Source organism: uncultured Lutibacter sp., from assembly GCF_937891065.1.
Lineage (GTDB): Bacteria > Bacteroidota > Bacteroidia > Flavobacteriales > Flavobacteriaceae > Lutibacter.
This window is the reverse complement of record NZ_CALAEQ010000249.1, coordinates 1-16722: the sequence shown is the minus strand read 5'-3', so window position 1 is coordinate 16722 and position 16722 is coordinate 1. Positions and strand designations below refer to the sequence as shown.

Genomic DNA, 16722 nt, shown 5'->3' with positions numbered 1-16722 from the left:
GCTTTAGAACTTTACAAAAAAACAGCTTGTAATTTTTATTTATTACACGTTACCTTAATTCCTTATTATCCAACTGGAGATTACCCAATAATAGGTTCATCAGACATTCTTGAAAAAACATTTTTAAATCAAACTAAAATTGATTTAAAGAAATTAATAAAAAGAATAAGTAAACTACCAAAAAACTCCAAACATCACTTTTATACACTTTCAAGTTATAATAGTTTTATTGATGCTGTAAAAACACATATTGAAGAAAAAAATATAGATCTTGTTATTATGGGAACCAAAGGTGCTTCAGGTTTAAGTGAGGTAATTGTTGGTAGTAATACGGGCGATTTAATTACAAAGGTAAAGCACCCTGTATTAATAGTTCCAGAAAAAGCATCATATACTGTTCCAAAAGAAATTGCTTTCCCAACAGATTATAATATATTTTACCAACCAAAAATTTTAAATAGTATAACAGAGTTAGCTAAAATGTATAATGCAACCGTTAGAATATTACATATTGCTAAAAAAGATGAAATACTTACAGATTCCCAAATAGAAAATAAAGAGTTTTTAAACAACTTCTTTATGGACGAAAAACATAGCTTTCATAGACTTACAAATAAAAAAATTGAAGAAGGTGTGCAATGCTTTGTTGAAAGTAGAGATATTGATATGATTATAATGGTAGCCAAAAATCTAAATCTTTTTCAACGTATTTTATTTAAACCAACTGTTGAAGAAATTAGCTACCACATTGAAGTTCCGTTTTTAGTACTGCATGAATAAACATTAAAAGGCACATTATGGAAAATATATCCGTTTTTTTAGCTAAATTTTGGGGATGGTATTTAATAATTTTCTTTTTAGTATTAAGTTTTAACCCAAAAAGAATACTACAAATTATTAAAGATTTAAAAGATGAAAAATTCGCAATTCTTGTAGCCTTTATGGCTATTATTATTGGTTTGCTAAATATTTTATTTCACGATATTTGGGAAGGAGATTGGAGACTAATTATAACTCTTATTGGTTGGATCGCTTTATTTGAAGGTATAATTTTATTTATAATTCCAAAAAGAGCCATTAAATGGTTTGACTATATTAATATTAAATTTATTCAACTAATTTATATGTTGCTTCTTTTAATAGGAATTTTCTTGCTTAATATGGGCTATGGGATTGTGATATTTTAATTAACTAAAATGATAACAATCATATGCAAAACTGATGCTAATCATTTTGAAATTTATAAAAAGTGCATAATTTTACATTCTAAAATAAAAGTTCTTTGATTTAATAGCTTAAAATAAACTTAATTGTTACACAACAATTAAATTACAATGGGGAAATTTAGATACTTCTTGAAGGATTTAATTTATTATTCTAATGTATAGAATTAGAAGTTTTGAAAGATTATTTCGACTTCAAAAAAGTTACTAAAATTTTTTCATAAAAGAAACAGGAAGGTAAAACTTCCTGTTTCTAAAAAAATAAACCATCGTTATTGAGAAATAATGAAGGTTAAAATGAGGAGCTTAAAAATGTTTTTGAGTTGAAAATAGTTTTAGTATTGTTTTAGCGATAATTATAATATGAAAAATTATTTGAAAGTAACGAAACAATTTTAACCTAATCAGGAAACAGGAAGGTAAAACTTCCTGTTTCTAAAAATAAACCATTGTTATTGAAAAATAATAAAGGTTGAAAATGAAGAGTTTATAGATGTTTATTAATTCAAAATAGTTTTAGTTTTATTTCATAGGAAATGACATAAGAAATTATTTTAAATTGATAAAATTTTAAAAAATTCTTCAGAAAACAGGAAGCCTTAGCTTCCTGTTTTTTATGTCTACACTTTACCTAAAATTTATTGTTTTTTTTCTACTTCAATTAAGTCTGCACTTATAAGTTGGAACTGAAAACTATCATACTTCAAAATGAGAGATATCATTTGGCAAGATTTGTTTTCAAAATAAATTTGATACTATAATTAATGTCTAATTTAAAACCGTAAAACCATGACACTTGTAAAATTTAGAAAAAGCCCATTGGAAAATTTGTTTACACCAGATTTTTTAGATTTTAACACCAATAACTTATTTAATGATAGGCTTTGGTTAAAAAAAATGAATGAACCTGCACTGAACATCAAAGAAAAAAAAGATGAATTTGAAATTGAATTAGCTGCTCCTGGTTATAACAAAAAAGATTTTGAAGTTACTATTGATGATGGCTGCTTGAACATTTCAGCTAAAAGAGAAGAATCTAAAGAAGAGAAAGATGAAAATTACACACGCAAAGAGTTTAGTTACAGTTCTTTTGAAAGATCCTTACAATTGCCTGAAAGTGTTTCAGGAGAAAAAATAAAAGCTAAATATGATAATGGAATTTTAAAATTTAGCATCGCTAAAAAAGAAGAAGCTAAAAAGTTAAAACCAAAAGTAATTGAAATTTCTTAATTTATTTGAAAAAGAGAATTGCTAACATTTGTTAGAAAAATAGCTTGGATAGTATCCAAGCTATTTTAATGTATACTCTATTTTATTCACGTTTTCAAGCGTCATATATTCATTGAGTTTAAGACCTTTTTAATATTTTACTTAACCTTGTGTTGAATATTAATTGACTCTACGTGAATTGCCTTAAATACTTCTTCCACAAATTCTTTGCTTAAACCCTTTTCATTCCCACCTTCAACCATTTTTAATAATATATCTGACCATCTTCTACTTTGTAAAATAGCCACATTTTCTTCATGTTTCAGCTTTCCAATTTCTTTTGAAATCCCCATTCTATCACTTAAAATTTCAAGTATATTGCTATCTATCAAATCTAATTCCTTTCTGTGCATATTCAACTTACGTTGAAACTCTTCTTCATTACTATTCTCTTTACGAATTCTTAAATCTGCTGTTATTTTATTTAATTGATTTGGTGTAATCTGCTGTGCAGCATCACTCCACGCATTATCTGGATCAATATGCGTTTCAATCATAAAACCGTCAAAATTTAAATCTAAGGCTGTTTGAGAAACATCTAATATGGTATCTCTTCGGCCACAAATATGTGATGGATCAAGAATTAAAGGTAAGTTTGGAAATTCTTTCTTTAACTCAATAGCTAAATGCCATAATGGTTTATTACGGTAATGCAGTGAATTGTAGGTAGAAAACCCTCTATGAATCACTCCTAATTGAGAAATTCCAGCCGTTTGAAAACGTTCTACAGCTCCTAACCACAATGCTAAATCTGGATTTACAGGATTTTTTACTAAAACTGGAATATCAACTCCTTTTAAAGCTTCTGCTATTTCCTGAGTTACAAATGGATTTACAGTGGTTCTTGCTCCAATCCACAAAATATCTATCCCGTGTTTCAAAGCTAGTTCAACGTGATTTGCATTTCCAACTTCAGTAGTTACAAGCATTCCTGTTTCTTCTTTTACTTTTTGTAACCAAGGTAATCCTATTGCTCCAACACCTTCAAAACCTCCAGGTCTAGTTCTTGGTTTCCAAATACCTGCTCTAAACACATTAGTATCAGTGTTTTTTAGCTCGTGAGCTGTTTTTAAAACTTGTTCTTCTGTTTCAGCACTACAAGGTCCTGCAATAACAATAGGATGAGATAATCCCATGCTATCTAACCACTTTCTGTTTTCTTTGTTAATTTCCATGTTGATTTACTTTGGTTATTATTTTAATATTTTCTTATTCTTTATTTCTTTATCACTTCGCCCTACTCTATTCCGTTTAAAATTGATTTTATATAATTGGTACTATTCATAGTTTCCTTTAAACCTGCTTCATTATCAGATGCTATCATTTCTTTAAATTCAATCAAATTTTTGATATATTCATCTAGAGAGCGTATAATATTTTCTTTATTTTCAAGAAATATAGGTGTCCAAGTGTTTGCTGAACTTTTTGCTAAACGTACTGTTGAAGCAAAACCTGTACTTGCCATATCAAATATATGCTGCTCATTTTTTTCAATACCCAAAACTGTTTTCCCCAACATAAATGAACTTACATGCGACAAGTGTGAAACATATGCTATATGTCTGTCATGTTCTTCAGGGCTCATCATTTTAATACGCATATTTAGTTTTTTAAAAATGCTAAATGCTTTATCTAAAATTTTCCAATCTGTTTTATCTGCTTCACAAAGTATATTTACTTTTTCATCAAATAAATTTAAAATAGCTGCCTCAGGCCCTGAAAATTCTGTTCCTGCTAAGGGATGTGCTGCAACATAATTTTTTCTATTTATGTGGTTTCCTATTGACTTACAAATTTCATTTTTTACAGATCCAACATCAAAAACCAATGTGTCTTTTGAAATTACATCCAATACTTTATTTGCAACCTGTGGAATTATATTTACTGGAACTGCAATAATTACAATAGAAGCATCTGCTAATTGAGTGAAATCAATTTCTTCTTCAATAATACCGAATTCTAAAGCCTTTTTTATATGTGCCGGATTTTCATCAATTCCATAAACTCTATAGCTACTTCGCTTCTTTAAATCTAATGCTAAAGAACCTCCAATTAATCCCAAACCAATTACTACTAACTTTTCCATAGCTCCTATTTAACAGTTTTTAATCTGGTTAAAACTTCTTCAAAAATTACTGAAGAAACACATAATGAGGCTCTTATGTAACCTTCTCCATTTGAACCAAAAATGGTTCCTGGCGTTATAAAAACATCCTTTTCATACAATAATAAATCTGTAAATTCTTCTGATTTTTTTTCTTTTGGTAATTTTGCCCAAACAAACAAACCTCCAATTGTTGCATCATAAGTACATCCCAATGCATCAAATATCTTCCAAACTATTGCTCTTCTTTTTTTATAAATTTCATTCTGTTCTTCAAACCAACTCTTTGATAATTTTAAAGCTTCAACAGCTCCTTTTTGAATCCCTAAAAACATTCCCGAATCCATATTACTTTTTACTTGTAATATCGCTTTTAGAATTTCAGCATCTCCAACAACCATACCTACTCTCCAACCTGCCATGCTAAACGTTTTACTTAAAGAATTTAATTCAATAGCGACTTCTTTTGCTCCTTCAACTGCTAAGATACTAATCGGGTTTTCGTTTAAAATAAAACTATATGGATTGTCATTTACAATTAATATGTTATGCTTTTTTGCAAATGCAATTAATTGTTTAAAATCCTCTTTTGAAGCTGCGGCTCCAGTTGGCATATGTGGATAATTAACCCACATTATTTTTACATTCTCTAAATTTTCTTTTTCAATTTCGTCAAAATTAGGCAACCAATTTGTTGCTTCAGTTAGGTTGTAAAAAACAGGTTCAGCCTCCACTAATTTGGTTACTGATAAATAAGTAGGGTAACCTGGATTAGGAATTAATACTTTATCTCCTTTATTTAAAAAAGCCATTGAAATATGCATAATTCCTTCCTTTGACCCCATTAAAGGAAGAACTTCATTAGCCGGATTTAGACTAACATTATAGTTTACTTTATAAAAATTACTAAACCCTTCTCGCAATTCAGGAATTCCTTGGTAACTTTGATATCCATGTGCACCATCTAATTGTGCAGCACTATTTAACGCAGCTATTACACTTGGTGCTGGTTTTAAATCTGGGCTTCCAATAGCAATATTAATGACCGGTTTTCCTTCCTTTTTTAATGCAGCAACTTCTCTCAATTTTTTTGAAAAATAGTATTCCTTTACATCGTTTAATCTATCTGCTTTTTGTATCATTATCTTTTCCCTTTTGTGTATTCGCCCAATATTTTTAATGTTTCCACCTTTACTTTTATTTCATTTATAGCATTGTGATAATCGGCATAACTATCAAAAATAAAATCGGCAAAAAACGCATATTTCCAAGGAGTATTTATAACAGGCATTGATTGAATTTTAGAAAGATTCAGATTGTGTTTTGCTAAAATGGTTAAAACCAAAGCTAAGCTTCCTGTTTCGTGGCTAGTAATAAACTTAATTGAAGCTTTATTTGAAGAAACACTACTTTTACTTTCGGAATTTGTGAGCAGAAAAAACCGTGTAGCATTCTCCTTTATCTCTTGAATTTCAGCTACTAAAATATCCAAATTATATATTTCCGCTGCTAAATTGCTTGCAATTGCGCCAACTCCTTCCAACTTTTGATCTTGTATTCTTTTAGCAACTACTGCCGTATCTTTATCTTCAACTAATTTAATATGAGGGTATTGTTTAAAAAACTTATGGCATTGTAATAAAGCCATTGGGTGTGAGTATACTTCTTTAATATCCATGATACTTTGCCCTTTTAAGCACATTAAGTTGTGATGAATTTCTAAATGATGTTCCCCGCAAATTGTTAATTGATTTTCATCAATAAGTGCATAATTTGGCAAAATAGCTCCCGCTATAGAATTTTCAATAGCCATTATTACAACATCAGCTTTCTTATCATGTAATAATGCTGGCATTTCACTAAATGATAAACACTCTAACAAATCAATATTTTTACCAAAATACTGTTCAGCTACTATGTGGTGAAAAGATCCTTTTATTCCTTGTATTGCAACCTTCATTTTTAATTTTTTATCAAAAAAAAATCCCGAATTAAATTCGAGACTTTATCATTTATTTTTTATTTATAAACACATACTAAGCCTCTCTTTTATTGCTAAAATAAAAGTAAAAATAGAAGCTATTCCAAGTGTTTTGTGTGTTCATTCTCTGTATTTAAGGGACAAATTTATACATTAATTTTAAAAAAGCAACTTTTTTCTATAAAAATAAAAGTTGATTATCAATAAACTATAAAAAACCTATTATTAATGATTAATTCTTAACGAGATTGTTTAATTTATGATAATTCTTAAAATTAGATTATTAAATAATGTAAACTATTTAAAAAAATATCAAATTAGAAAACGTATTTATCACTATTTTACTCCATTACATTTTCATAAAATGAATTTAATAAAAAAGAAATTCAATAATTATTTTATGCTAATCCTGGAGTGCAAAAACACGTTTCAACAAATCTGTTGAGCGCTTTGATACATTTGCTCTAATTTCTTTTTCTTCAACTTCAACCATTGCAAAAACTCCTTTAAGAGCTTCTCCAGTAACATAATCTGTTAAGTCAGGATTTACATCGTTTGTTAATGGTAAGTTATTGTATTTTGTAATTAAATCTGTCCAAATTATGTCGGCTCCTACTTTTTTAAATGAATTGCTAATAATTGGATTGAATTTTTGATACAAAGTTTCAGATGTAGCTCCTTGTAAATATTGAGTTGCGGCATTTTTATCGCCTAATAAAATATTTTTGGCATCAGTAAAAGTCATTCCTTTTATTGCATCAACAAAAATTGGAATTGCTTCTCCAACTGCATCCTCAGCAGCTCTATTTAACACTTTCAAACCTTCATCAGCTAATTTAGATAAACCTATTTTTCGAAGCGTATTATCCACTTTTTGCAATTCTTCAGGTAATAAAATTCTTGTTAATTCATTTTTAAAAAAACCATCTTCTACGGCTAGTTTAGTAACCTGATTTGTAATTCCATTATTTAAAGCTTCTTTTAAACCTCCCGCAATTTGATCGTTTGTAATCATTCCATTAGGAAGTTGATTTATAACTTGTTGCAATTCTGCACATGCAGAAAATTGAAAAACAACAACTATTAAAAGTATTCTTTTTATCATAATATTTAATTTGAATTTTTGTTAATATACCTGAAATTACATTTCAAAGGTATCCGTTTTTTTGTTATATTTATATGGACAATGTTTACAACCGTTTTTACAACAATATCCTCGTTTTAGATGATATTTTTCAGTAAAAACTCGGTATCCTTCTTCAGATAGATAATAATCTTCTGATGTTAATTTTGAATCGTTAATATTTGACATAGATGTTGCAAAAATAACACTTTATCTTTTAACCAAATATATTAAAAAAACCACCGTATAAATTATTCAAAAAGGAGTAATCAAAGACTTTAAATAAAAATAATTACACCATGAAAGAAAAAAAAAGATTAACTACTGAAGCAGGAGCACCAGTAAATCATTATCAAGATTCACAAAGTGCCGGAGCAAGAGGGCCATTACTATTACAAGATTATTTTTTACACGAAAAATTAGCAACCTTTAATAGAGAAAGAATTCCTGAGCGAATTGTACATGCAAAAGGATCTGGTGCATATGGAACATTCACTGTTACTCACGATATTACAAAGTACACAAGAGCTAAATTATTTTCGAAAATAGGTAAACAAACAAAAGTTTTTACTCGCTTTTCAACGGTAGGTGGGGAAAAAGGTTCAGCAGACACAGAACGTGATCCGCGCGGATTTGCCGTAAAGTTTTATACTGAAGATGGAAACTGGGATTTGGTTGGTAACAATACACCCGTATTTTTTATAAAGGACCCAAAAAAGTTTCCTGATTTTATTCACACCCAAAAAAGAGATCCACACACTAATTGCAAATCACCAACTATGGTTTGGGACTATTGGTCGTTAAATCCTGAAAGTTTACATCAAGTACTTATTTTAATGTCAGATAGAGGAACACCAAACGGTTATCGCTTTATGAATGGTTATGGAAGTCATACATTCTCAATGGTAAACGACAAAAATGAACGCATTTATGTTAAGTTTCATTACAAAACAATGCAAGGCAACAAAACTTTTACTGATGCTGAAGCAACTAAATTAAAAGGAACCGACCCAGATTATTCACAACGTGATTTAGTTGATGCTATTGAAAAAGGTGATTATCCAAAATATGCACTTAAAATTCAAGTGATGACTTTAGATGAAGCCAAAAATTTCAGTTGGAACCCATTTGATTTAACAAAAGTTTGGTCACATAAAGATTATCCTTTAATTGATGTTGGAGAAATTGAATTGAATGAAATACCTGCAAACTATTTTCAAGATGTTGAACAGGCAGCTTTTGCACCATCAAATTTAGTAGATGGAATTGGTTTCTCTCCAGACAAAATGTTACAAGGTAGAATATTAGCTTATCCTGATGCTCAACGCTATAGAATAGGAGGTAATTATCAAGCACTTCCAGTAAATAAATGCCCGTATGCTACAAATAATTATCATAGAGACGGAGCTATGCGTTTTGATGGGAATGGGGAAAATTCACCAAATTATTATCCTAATAGTTTTGATAATAATACAGAAGACGACTCTTATAAAGGAGTAAACTATGAATTAGATAGTAATATTGCAGGTTATTTTGATAGAAATGAAGGTGATGATGACCATTTTACACAACCTGGTAATTTATTTAAAATTATGACTCCAGAAGCAAAAATAAATACCATCAACAATATTGTTGGAGCTATGAGTGGAATAAGTGGTTCAAAAAAAGACGAAATAATAAACCTACAATTATGCCATTGGTTTAGAGTTGATATTCAATTAGGAATGGGAGTAGCTAAAGGATTAGGAGTTGAAATTGATCCAAAATTATTAAGGTAAACCCCATTTAAAAACATTGACCTTAAAATAAATAAAAAAGGGTAAATTTTAAATAAAATTTACCCTTTTTTATAATTTATATAACCCCATTAATCCTCAATTCCAGGAGGATATTTAGCCATAATTTCAGCTACAAATTCTTTAATTCGTTCTTCTTTTTTAGAAATTTTACCTGACGTATTTAACGCACCACTTCCAATACCCTGCCAAGCTAATTCTTTTTTATTAGCATCAATTAAATCTATAAACAACGTTCCTTCTGTGTATTGAGAAATATGTGTTCCAAAGTTTGGACCATAATACCAAGGGTGCCAACCATAGTACATATTATTACTATATACATCAACTTTTTGGCGTGACTTAGTAAAAATATTTACTAAAACATCTGGACTTTCAGATTTCACAAAACCTATTGCTAATAATTCACTTTCTACAGCTTTTAAAATTCTTCGTTTGTCTAAATCAGAAATTTCAACCTTATCAATTCCTTTTTTATAAAAAGCAAAGGTCTTGTAATTCGAGAAATCTGTATTGGTATCATAATCAGTTGAAACTCTAACTGAACTACATGAGCTTACTAAAAAAAGTAATACTAACGGAAGTAATTTGATAGCTTTCATTTTATATTTTTTAAGGTTTTAAAACAAATCATGCAATAAAGAATCATCAACTAAATTTGGTAACGTAACTTTTAATTTAGGTTCAACTTTCATTGCTCTTTTAATTGCAAAAGTTGCTCCTTCATTACGTGCCCAATTTCTTCGAGCAATTCCATTATTTACATCCCAAAAAAGCATACTTTTTAAGCGCTTTTCTGCTTCTATACTACCATCAAGAACCATACCAAAACCACCATTTACAACTTCTCCCCAGCCTACTCCACCACCATTATGAATAGAAACCCAAGTTGCACCTCTAAAACTATCACCAATTACATTTTGAATCGCCATATCAGCGGTGAATTGAGACCCATCATAAATATTAGATGTTTCTCTGTATGGAGAATCAGTTCCAGAAACATCGTGATGATCTCTCCCTAAAACAATTGGTGCTGAAATTATATTAGTTTTCACTGCATTGTTAAATGCTTCAGCAATTTTCATTCTTCCTTCAGCATCAGCATATAAAATACGTGCTTGTGAGCCAACCACCAATTTATTTTCTTGAGCTCCTTTAATCCATTGAATATTATCAGCCATTTGTTGCTGAATTTCAATTGGAGAATTTTTCATTAATTCTTCTAAAACTTCACAAGCAATAGTATCCGTTTTTTCTAAATCGGTTGGATTAGCACTTGTACACACCCATCTAAAAGGTCCAAAACCATAATCAAAACACATAGGTCCCATGATGTCTTGTACGTAGGAAGGATATCTAAAATCAATTCCATTCTCAGCCATAATATCAGCTCCAGCTCTACTTGCTTCTAATAAAAATGCATTTCCATAATCGAAAAAATAGGTTCCTTTGGCTGTGTGTTTATTAATTGCAATTGTTTGTCTTCGTAAACTTTCTTGTACTTTTTCTTTAAACAATTCAGGATTATTAACCATTAATTCATTGGATTCTTCAAATGAAATTCCAACTGGATAATAACCTCCCGCCCAAGGATTATGCAATGAAGTTTGGTCTGAACCTAAATCTATATATAAATTTTCTTCGGCAAATTTTTCCCAAACCTCTACTATATTTCCTAAATAAGCAATAGATACAACTTCTTTAGTTGCTTTTGCTTTTTGAACTCTTGACACCAAAGAATTTAAATCCGTAATCTTTTCGTCAATCCAACCTTGTGATAAACGAATATCAGTAATCTTAGGGTTTACTTCAGCACAAACAGTAATACAACCTGCTATATTTCCTGCTTTTGGTTGTGCACCACTCATACCTCCTAAACCTGAAGTTAGAAATAATTTTCCAGCTAAATCTTCTCCGTTTTTCGCTATTTTTCTTCCAGCATTTAAAACTGTAATAGTAGTTCCATGAACAATTCCTTGCGGACCAATATACATAAAACTACCCGCAGTCATTTGCCCATATTGAGTTACACCCAAAGCATTAAATTTTTCCCAATCGTCTGGTTTGCTATAATTAGGAATCATCATTCCATTAGTTACCACAACTCTTGGCGCATTTTTATTAGAAGGAAACATACCCATCGGATGCCCTGAATACATCACCAATGTCTGATCATCTTCTAATTCAGATAAGTATTGCATCGTTAATAAATATTGTGCCCAATTTTGAAAAACGGCACCATTACCTCCATACGTAATTAATTCATGTGGATGTTGTGCTACAGCATCATCTAAATTATTTTGAATCATGTGCATAATAGCTTTTGCCTGCTCACATTTTCCTGGAAACTCGTTTATAGGACGTGCATACATTTTATAATCTGGGCGAAAACGATACATATAAATTCTACCATATTCTTTTAATTCTTCAGCAAATTCTTTAGATAAGACTGCATGGTGTTTCTTATCAAAATATCGTAAAGCATTTCTTATAGCTAACTCTTTTTCAACTTTTGATAAAATGTCTTTACGTTTTGGAGCGTGATTTACAGCTCTATTATATACTTTAACTGAAGGTAATTCGTTAGGAATTCCTTGCTTTATTTGATCTTGAAATGTCATAATATTTTTTAATTGAGTTCATATTTTAATTTTTAATATTTAAAAATTAAAAACTACGGATAACGAATTGCAACTCTAAAATGAGTTAAGGCAATACATTTTTTATATTTGAAGTGAAAAATATCCAAGATATTTTTAAGTTATTTTTATGAGTTACAAATATAATGTAAATTGGTTTGATTTTTGAGAAATGTAAGATTGTTATGATACTAATTTTTAAATATATAATTCCAAGAAGATTCATTGGATTAACAATTTACCCTTTTATCTTTTTACGAGATAAACATTTAAAATCAAATAAAACATTACTCAATCACGAAAAAATACACTTAAAACAACAAGTAGAACTACTATGGGTTACCTTTTTTATCTGGTACTCAGCTGAGTATCTAATTAGGTTATTACAATTTAAAAATCATTATAAAGCTTATAAAAATATTAGTTTTGAAAAAGAAGCTTATAAAAATGAAAACAACTTACTTTATTTAACTAGCAGAAATTCTTACACTTTTTTAAAATATTTATAATTTAAACTACGGGTTTAATACTATTTTAACTGAATATTTAGACTTTTACTGTGAAATTTTAAATCTAAATACTTTCACTTTAAAAATACACGCTTTAGGTACATTTTTACTTATTAATTTTAGTTAAATTGCGTACCTAAGAATTAAATTATGGAGCAAATTACACCTTATAAACCAAAAAATAAAGTTCGAATTGTAACAGCAGCATCCCTTTTTGATGGACACGACGCAGCTATTAATATAATGCGAAGGATTATTCAAGCTACAGGTGTTGAAGTTATTCATTTAGGACATGATAGAAGTGTTGAAGAAGTTGTTGATTGTGCCATACAGGAAGATGCAAATGCCATTGCACTTACATCTTACCAAGGTGGTCATAATGAGTACTTTAAGTATGTTGTAGACCTATTGAGTGAAAAAGGAGCTTCTCATATTAAAATATATGGTGGCGGTGGCGGTGTAATTCTTCCAGAAGAAATTAAAGATTTAATGAATTATGGGGTGACACGAATTTACACTCCTGATGATGGAAGACGAATGGGCTTGCAAGGAATGATAAACGATATGATTGAAACGTGTGATTTTCCTACTGGTGAAATTATAGACTTTAATGTTTCTGATTTATCTAAAAAAAATCCTTTACAATTAGCGAAATCAATTTCAGCTGCCGAAAATTTTTCTGAAAAACATGCTGAGTTTATTTCTGAAATTAGAAAACAATCTAAAGAATCAGCTATTCCTGTTTTAGGAATTACAGGAACTGGAGGTTCTGGAAAATCATCAACTGTTGATGAATTAGTTAGAAGATATTTAATTGATTTTCCTAAAAAAACAATTGCTATTATATCTGTTGATCCTTCAAAAAAGAAAACAGGCGGAGCGCTTCTTGGAGATAGAATTAGAATGAATTCTATTAAAAATAGCCGTGTTTATATGCGTTCATTAGCCACACGTCAATCTAATTTAGCATTATCAAAACACGTAAGTGATGCAGTTGCTATTTTAAAAGTTGCAGGTTATGATTTGGTAGTTTTAGAAACTTCAGGAATTGGGCAAAGTGATACCGAAATTATAGATCATTCTGACGTTTCCTTATATGTAATGACTCCAGAATATGGAGCCGCAACGCAATTGGAAAAAATTGATATGATTGATTTTGCTGATGTTATTGCATTGAACAAATTTGATAAACGTGGTTCTTTAGATGCTTTACGAGATGTAAAAAAACAATACCAACGCAATCATAATTTATGGGCAGAAAATGTTTTTTCAATGCCTGTTTATGGAACAATTGCTTCTCAATTTAACGATCCTGGAACCAATGAATTATACCGAGTTTTAATGAATAAACTCGATGAAAAAACAGGGACAAATTTCAATAGTAAATTCGATGTTTCTGATACCATAAGTGAAAAACAGTTTATTATTCCGCCAAACAGAACTCGGTATTTATCAGAAATTACAGAAAACAACAGATTATACAGCAAAACTAGTTTAGAACAAAAAGATATTGCTCAGAAATTATATGGTATTTATAAAACAATTGAAGCTGTTTCTTGTATCAAACTTAGCCTAACGAAGTTCGGATTAGATAAAGAAAGTCTTAGACAAGCTCAGAATGACAATAATGGAGACTTTTTAGAATTGTTAATCTTAGAATTTGACAAAGCTAAAATGGACTTAAACCCTCATAATTGGATAACTATTTTAAACTGGGAAACAAAAAAACAATCATACAAAAACGAAGTTTATTCATACAAAGTTAGAGATAAAGAAATTTGCATAAAAACACATAGCGAATCATTATCTCACCTTCAAATTCCTAAAATTTCATTACCAAAATATGAAGCTTGGGGTGATATTTTATTATGGACTTTAGAAGAAAATGTACCCGGAGAATTCCCTTATACATCAGGTTTATTTCCATTTAAAAGAACAGGTGAAGACCCAACCAGAATGTTTGCTGGTGAAGGTGGGCCAGAACGCACAAACAGACGTTTTCATTATGTAAGTTTAGGAATGCCAGCAAAACGATTATCAACTGCATTTGATTCTGTTACCTTGTATGGAAACGACCCTGATATTCGTCCAGATATTTATGGTAAAATTGGAAACGCCGGAGTATCTATTTGTTGTTTAGATGATGCTAAAAAATTATATTCTGGTTTCGATTTAACCAATGCAATGACCTCGGTTTCTATGACAATAAACGGTCCGGCACCAATGATGTTGGCCTTTTTTATGAATGCTGCCATTGATCAGGAATGTGAAAAATACATTATTAAAAATGGTTTAGAAGCTAAAATTGAAGCTAAAATAGCAACCATTTACAAGAATAAAGGAGTACAAAGACCAAAATACCAAGGAAAATTACCTGAAGGAAATAATGGCCTAGGTCTGCTACTTTTAGGAGTGACTGGCGATGAAGTTTTGTCAAATGATGTCTATCAAAAAATAAAATTTGAGACCATTGCAATAGTTAGAGGAACCGTACAAGCTGATATTTTAAAAGAGGATCAAGCTCAAAATACATGTATTTTTTCTACTGAATTTGCGTTGCGTTTAATGGGTGATGTTCAGGAATATTTCATTAAAAATAATGTTCGTAATTTTTATTCTGTTTCAATTTCAGGATATCATATTGCAGAAGCTGGAGCAAATCCAATTTCACAATTAGCTTTTACTTTAGCAAACGGATTCACGTATGTTGAATATTATTTATCTAGAGGAATGGACATTAACAAATTTGGTCCAAACTTATCATTCTTCTTTTCAAATGGTGTTGATCCAGAATATGCTGTAATTGGTAGAGTTGCTCGTAAAATTTGGGCAAAAGCCATGAAAAATAAATATGGAGCCAATTCCAGAGCACAAATGTTAAAATATCATATTCAAACATCTGGAAGAAGTTTACACGCTCAAGAAATTGATTTTAATGATATAAGAACAACTTTACAAGCATTGTATGCTATATACGATAATTGCAATAGTTTACATACCAATGCGTATGATGAAGCTATTACAACACCAACCGAAGAAAGTGTGCGTAGAGCAATGGCAATTCAGCTTATTATTAATAAAGAATTAGGATTAGCAACCAATGAAAACCCTATTCAAGGTTCATTTATTATTGAAGAGTTAACCGATTTAGTTGAGGAAGCAATTTATGTGGAATTTGATAGAATTACTGAACGTGGCGGTGTTTTAGGTGCTATGGAAACAATGTATCAACGCAGTAAAATTCAAGAAGAAAGTTTGTATTATGAAACTTTAAAACATACCGGTGAATTCCCAATTATTGGTGTAAATACATTTTTAAGTAGTAAAGGTTCACCAACAGTTTTACCACAAGAAGTTATTAGGGCTACGGAAGAAGAAAAACAATATCAAATCAAAGTGGTTGAAAATCTAAATAGAGGAAACAATACCACGGTTTTAAATCATCTTGAATTATTGAAGAAAAAATCAATCAACAACGAAAATATTTTTGAGCAACTAATGGAAGCCTGTAAAGTTTGTTCCATTGGTCAAATTACAGATGCATTATTTGAAGTTGGCGGACAATATAGAAGAAATATGTAATTTGGTTATTAGTTGTTAGGACTATTATAACAAGGAGTTAACATAACGTTTATGAATTTTACGAAGACTTTTCAGTTCTTTACGTAACATTATCACAAATTCCAATCCTTGAATTTTGGTACTTTCTAAACTCTTACAATCTTGATATATTCTATCTATAAAATATCGAAGTGACTTTGCATATTTCAATTTTAAATTTGGGTTCTCTTGAGTTTCAGCTTCAACTATTTTGGGAACCAGTCTAAAAGCATTCATTACCAAATTATCAGCATAATTATCTAACTTATCACCTGACCTATACATTGAAATTAAATCCTTATCATCAGTTACGTAAGACGCAACATGTCGCGACATCTTGAATATATCTAATGATTTTTGATAGATAATTAATTGATTTAAATTTTGATTTTGATAAACAGACATTCTTTTTATTTTCGAAATATAAAATTACATAGTATTTCGTTATTATATATTTATATTTTTAAGAAATAGTGTT

General features: G+C 29.9%; 14 protein-coding genes. 5 read left to right on the top strand and 9 right to left on the bottom strand.

Annotated elements, in window-relative coordinates; translation table 11 throughout:
- The 3 genes from Q0352_RS13475 to Q0352_RS13465 all read left to right on the top strand — a co-directional run.
- The coding region (locus tag Q0352_RS13475) for a universal stress protein (protein WP_299528353.1) at positions 1-780 on the top strand (780 nt) is incomplete at its 5' end.
- Between the two features lie 17 nt (positions 781-797).
- Positions 798-1187 (top strand): hypothetical protein, encoded by a 390-nt coding sequence (locus Q0352_RS13470; RefSeq protein WP_299528352.1) that lies wholly within the window; start codon positions 798-800, stop codon positions 1185-1187.
- 825 nt (positions 1188-2012) lie between these two features.
- Complete coding sequence (locus tag Q0352_RS13465; protein WP_299528350.1) at positions 2013-2453, top strand: Hsp20/alpha crystallin family protein; 441 nt, start codon at positions 2013-2015, stop codon at positions 2451-2453.
- 137 nt (positions 2454-2590) lie between these two features.
- Here Q0352_RS13465 and Q0352_RS13460 read toward each other — a convergent pair whose 3' ends face one another.
- The 6 genes from Q0352_RS13460 to Q0352_RS13435 all read right to left on the bottom strand — a co-directional run bounded on the left by Q0352_RS13460 (position 2591) and on the right by Q0352_RS13435 (position 7889).
- On the bottom strand, positions 2591-3667 hold the full coding sequence (locus Q0352_RS13460) for a bifunctional 3-deoxy-7-phosphoheptulonate synthase/chorismate mutase type II (RefSeq protein ID WP_299528348.1): 1077 nt from the start codon (positions 3665-3667) through the stop codon (positions 2591-2593).
- A gap of 62 nt (positions 3668-3729) precedes the next feature.
- Positions 3730-4578: a prephenate dehydrogenase gene (locus tag Q0352_RS13455; RefSeq protein ID WP_299528346.1), complete on the bottom strand. Its 849-nt coding sequence runs from the start codon at positions 4576-4578 to the stop codon at positions 3730-3732.
- 5 nt (positions 4579-4583) lie between these two features.
- On the bottom strand, positions 4584-5738 hold the full coding sequence (locus Q0352_RS13450; RefSeq protein WP_299528344.1) for an aminotransferase class I/II-fold pyridoxal phosphate-dependent enzyme: 1155 nt from the start codon (positions 5736-5738) through the stop codon (positions 4584-4586).
- A complete protein-coding gene (locus Q0352_RS13445; RefSeq protein ID WP_299528342.1) occupies positions 5738-6556 on the bottom strand; it encodes a prephenate dehydratase in 819 nt (272 codons plus the stop codon). Before Q0352_RS13445 ends, Q0352_RS13450 begins: the two co-directional genes overlap by 1 nt.
- 424 nt (positions 6557-6980) lie before the next feature.
- Positions 6981-7682 carry a DUF4197 domain-containing protein gene (locus tag Q0352_RS13440; RefSeq protein ID WP_299528340.1) on the bottom strand — a complete coding sequence of 234 codons (702 nt, stop codon included), beginning with the start codon at positions 7680-7682 and terminating at the stop codon, positions 6981-6983.
- Between the two features lie 36 nt (positions 7683-7718).
- Positions 7719-7889: a DUF5522 domain-containing protein gene (locus Q0352_RS13435; RefSeq protein ID WP_299528338.1), complete on the bottom strand. Its 171-nt coding sequence runs from the start codon at positions 7887-7889 to the stop codon at positions 7719-7721.
- A 110-nt stretch (positions 7890-7999) separates the two neighbouring features.
- Here Q0352_RS13435 and Q0352_RS13430 point away from each other — a divergent pair, with 110 nt between their 5' ends.
- Positions 8000-9478 (top strand): catalase, encoded by a 1479-nt coding sequence (locus tag Q0352_RS13430; protein WP_299528336.1) that lies wholly within the window; start codon positions 8000-8002, stop codon positions 9476-9478.
- Positions 9479-9567: 89 nt separating this feature from the next.
- Here the strand turns inward: Q0352_RS13430 and Q0352_RS13425 are convergent, their stop codons facing one another.
- Together Q0352_RS13425 and Q0352_RS13420 are read right to left on the bottom strand one after the other, a co-directional pair.
- Positions 9568-10098 carry a DUF4136 domain-containing protein gene (locus Q0352_RS13425; protein ID WP_299528334.1) on the bottom strand — a complete coding sequence of 177 codons (531 nt, stop codon included), beginning with the start codon at positions 10096-10098 and terminating at the stop codon, positions 9568-9570.
- Between the two features lie 18 nt (positions 10099-10116).
- Complete coding sequence (locus tag Q0352_RS13420; RefSeq protein WP_299528332.1) at positions 10117-12117, bottom strand: urocanate hydratase; 2001 nt, start codon at positions 12115-12117, stop codon at positions 10117-10119.
- Between the two features lie 677 nt (positions 12118-12794).
- Here Q0352_RS13420 and Q0352_RS13410 point away from each other — a divergent pair.
- Positions 12795-16226, top strand: a complete 3432-nt coding sequence (locus Q0352_RS13410) for a methylmalonyl-CoA mutase family protein (protein WP_299528328.1) — start codon at positions 12795-12797, stop codon at positions 16224-16226.
- 24 nt (positions 16227-16250) lie between these two features.
- Here the strand turns inward: Q0352_RS13410 and Q0352_RS13405 are convergent, their stop codons facing one another.
- Positions 16251-16649 (bottom strand): hypothetical protein, encoded by a 399-nt coding sequence (locus Q0352_RS13405; protein WP_299528326.1) that lies wholly within the window; start codon positions 16647-16649, stop codon positions 16251-16253.
- Between the last annotated feature and the right edge of the window lie 73 nt (positions 16650-16722).

Bases quoted from the DNA above. Each gene is read 5' to 3' on its own strand.
- Q0352_RS13470 (WP_299528352.1), top strand. From the start codon at position 798: ATGGAAAATATATCCGTTTTTTTAGCTAAATTTTGGGGATGGTATTTA.
- Q0352_RS13465 (WP_299528350.1), top strand. From the start codon at position 2,013: ATGACACTTGTAAAATTTAGAAAAAGCCCATTGGAAAATTTGTTTACA.
- Q0352_RS13460 (WP_299528348.1), bottom strand. From the start codon at position 3,667: ATGGAAATTAACAAAGAAAACAGAAAGTGGTTAGATAGCATGGGATTA.
- Q0352_RS13455 (WP_299528346.1), bottom strand. From the start codon at position 4,578: ATGGAAAAGTTAGTAGTAATTGGTTTGGGATTAATTGGAGGTTCTTTA.
- Q0352_RS13450 (WP_299528344.1), bottom strand. From the start codon at position 5,738: ATGATACAAAAAGCAGATAGATTAAACGATGTAAAGGAATACTATTTT.
- Q0352_RS13445 (WP_299528342.1), bottom strand. From the start codon at position 6,556: ATGAAGGTTGCAATACAAGGAATAAAAGGATCTTTTCACCACATAGTA.
- Q0352_RS13440 (WP_299528340.1), bottom strand. From the start codon at position 7,682: ATGATAAAAAGAATACTTTTAATAGTTGTTGTTTTTCAATTTTCTGCA.
- Q0352_RS13435 (WP_299528338.1), bottom strand. From the start codon at position 7,889: ATGTCAAATATTAACGATTCAAAATTAACATCAGAAGATTATTATCTA.
- Q0352_RS13430 (WP_299528336.1), top strand. From the start codon at position 8,000: ATGAAAGAAAAAAAAAGATTAACTACTGAAGCAGGAGCACCAGTAAAT.
- Q0352_RS13425 (WP_299528334.1), bottom strand. From the start codon at position 10,098: ATGAAAGCTATCAAATTACTTCCGTTAGTATTACTTTTTTTAGTAAGC.
- Q0352_RS13420 (WP_299528332.1), bottom strand. From the start codon at position 12,117: ATGACATTTCAAGATCAAATAAAGCAAGGAATTCCTAACGAATTACCT.
- Q0352_RS13410 (WP_299528328.1), top strand. From the start codon at position 12,795: ATGGAGCAAATTACACCTTATAAACCAAAAAATAAAGTTCGAATTGTA.
- Q0352_RS13405 (WP_299528326.1), bottom strand. From the start codon at position 16,649: ATGTCTGTTTATCAAAATCAAAATTTAAATCAATTAATTATCTATCAA.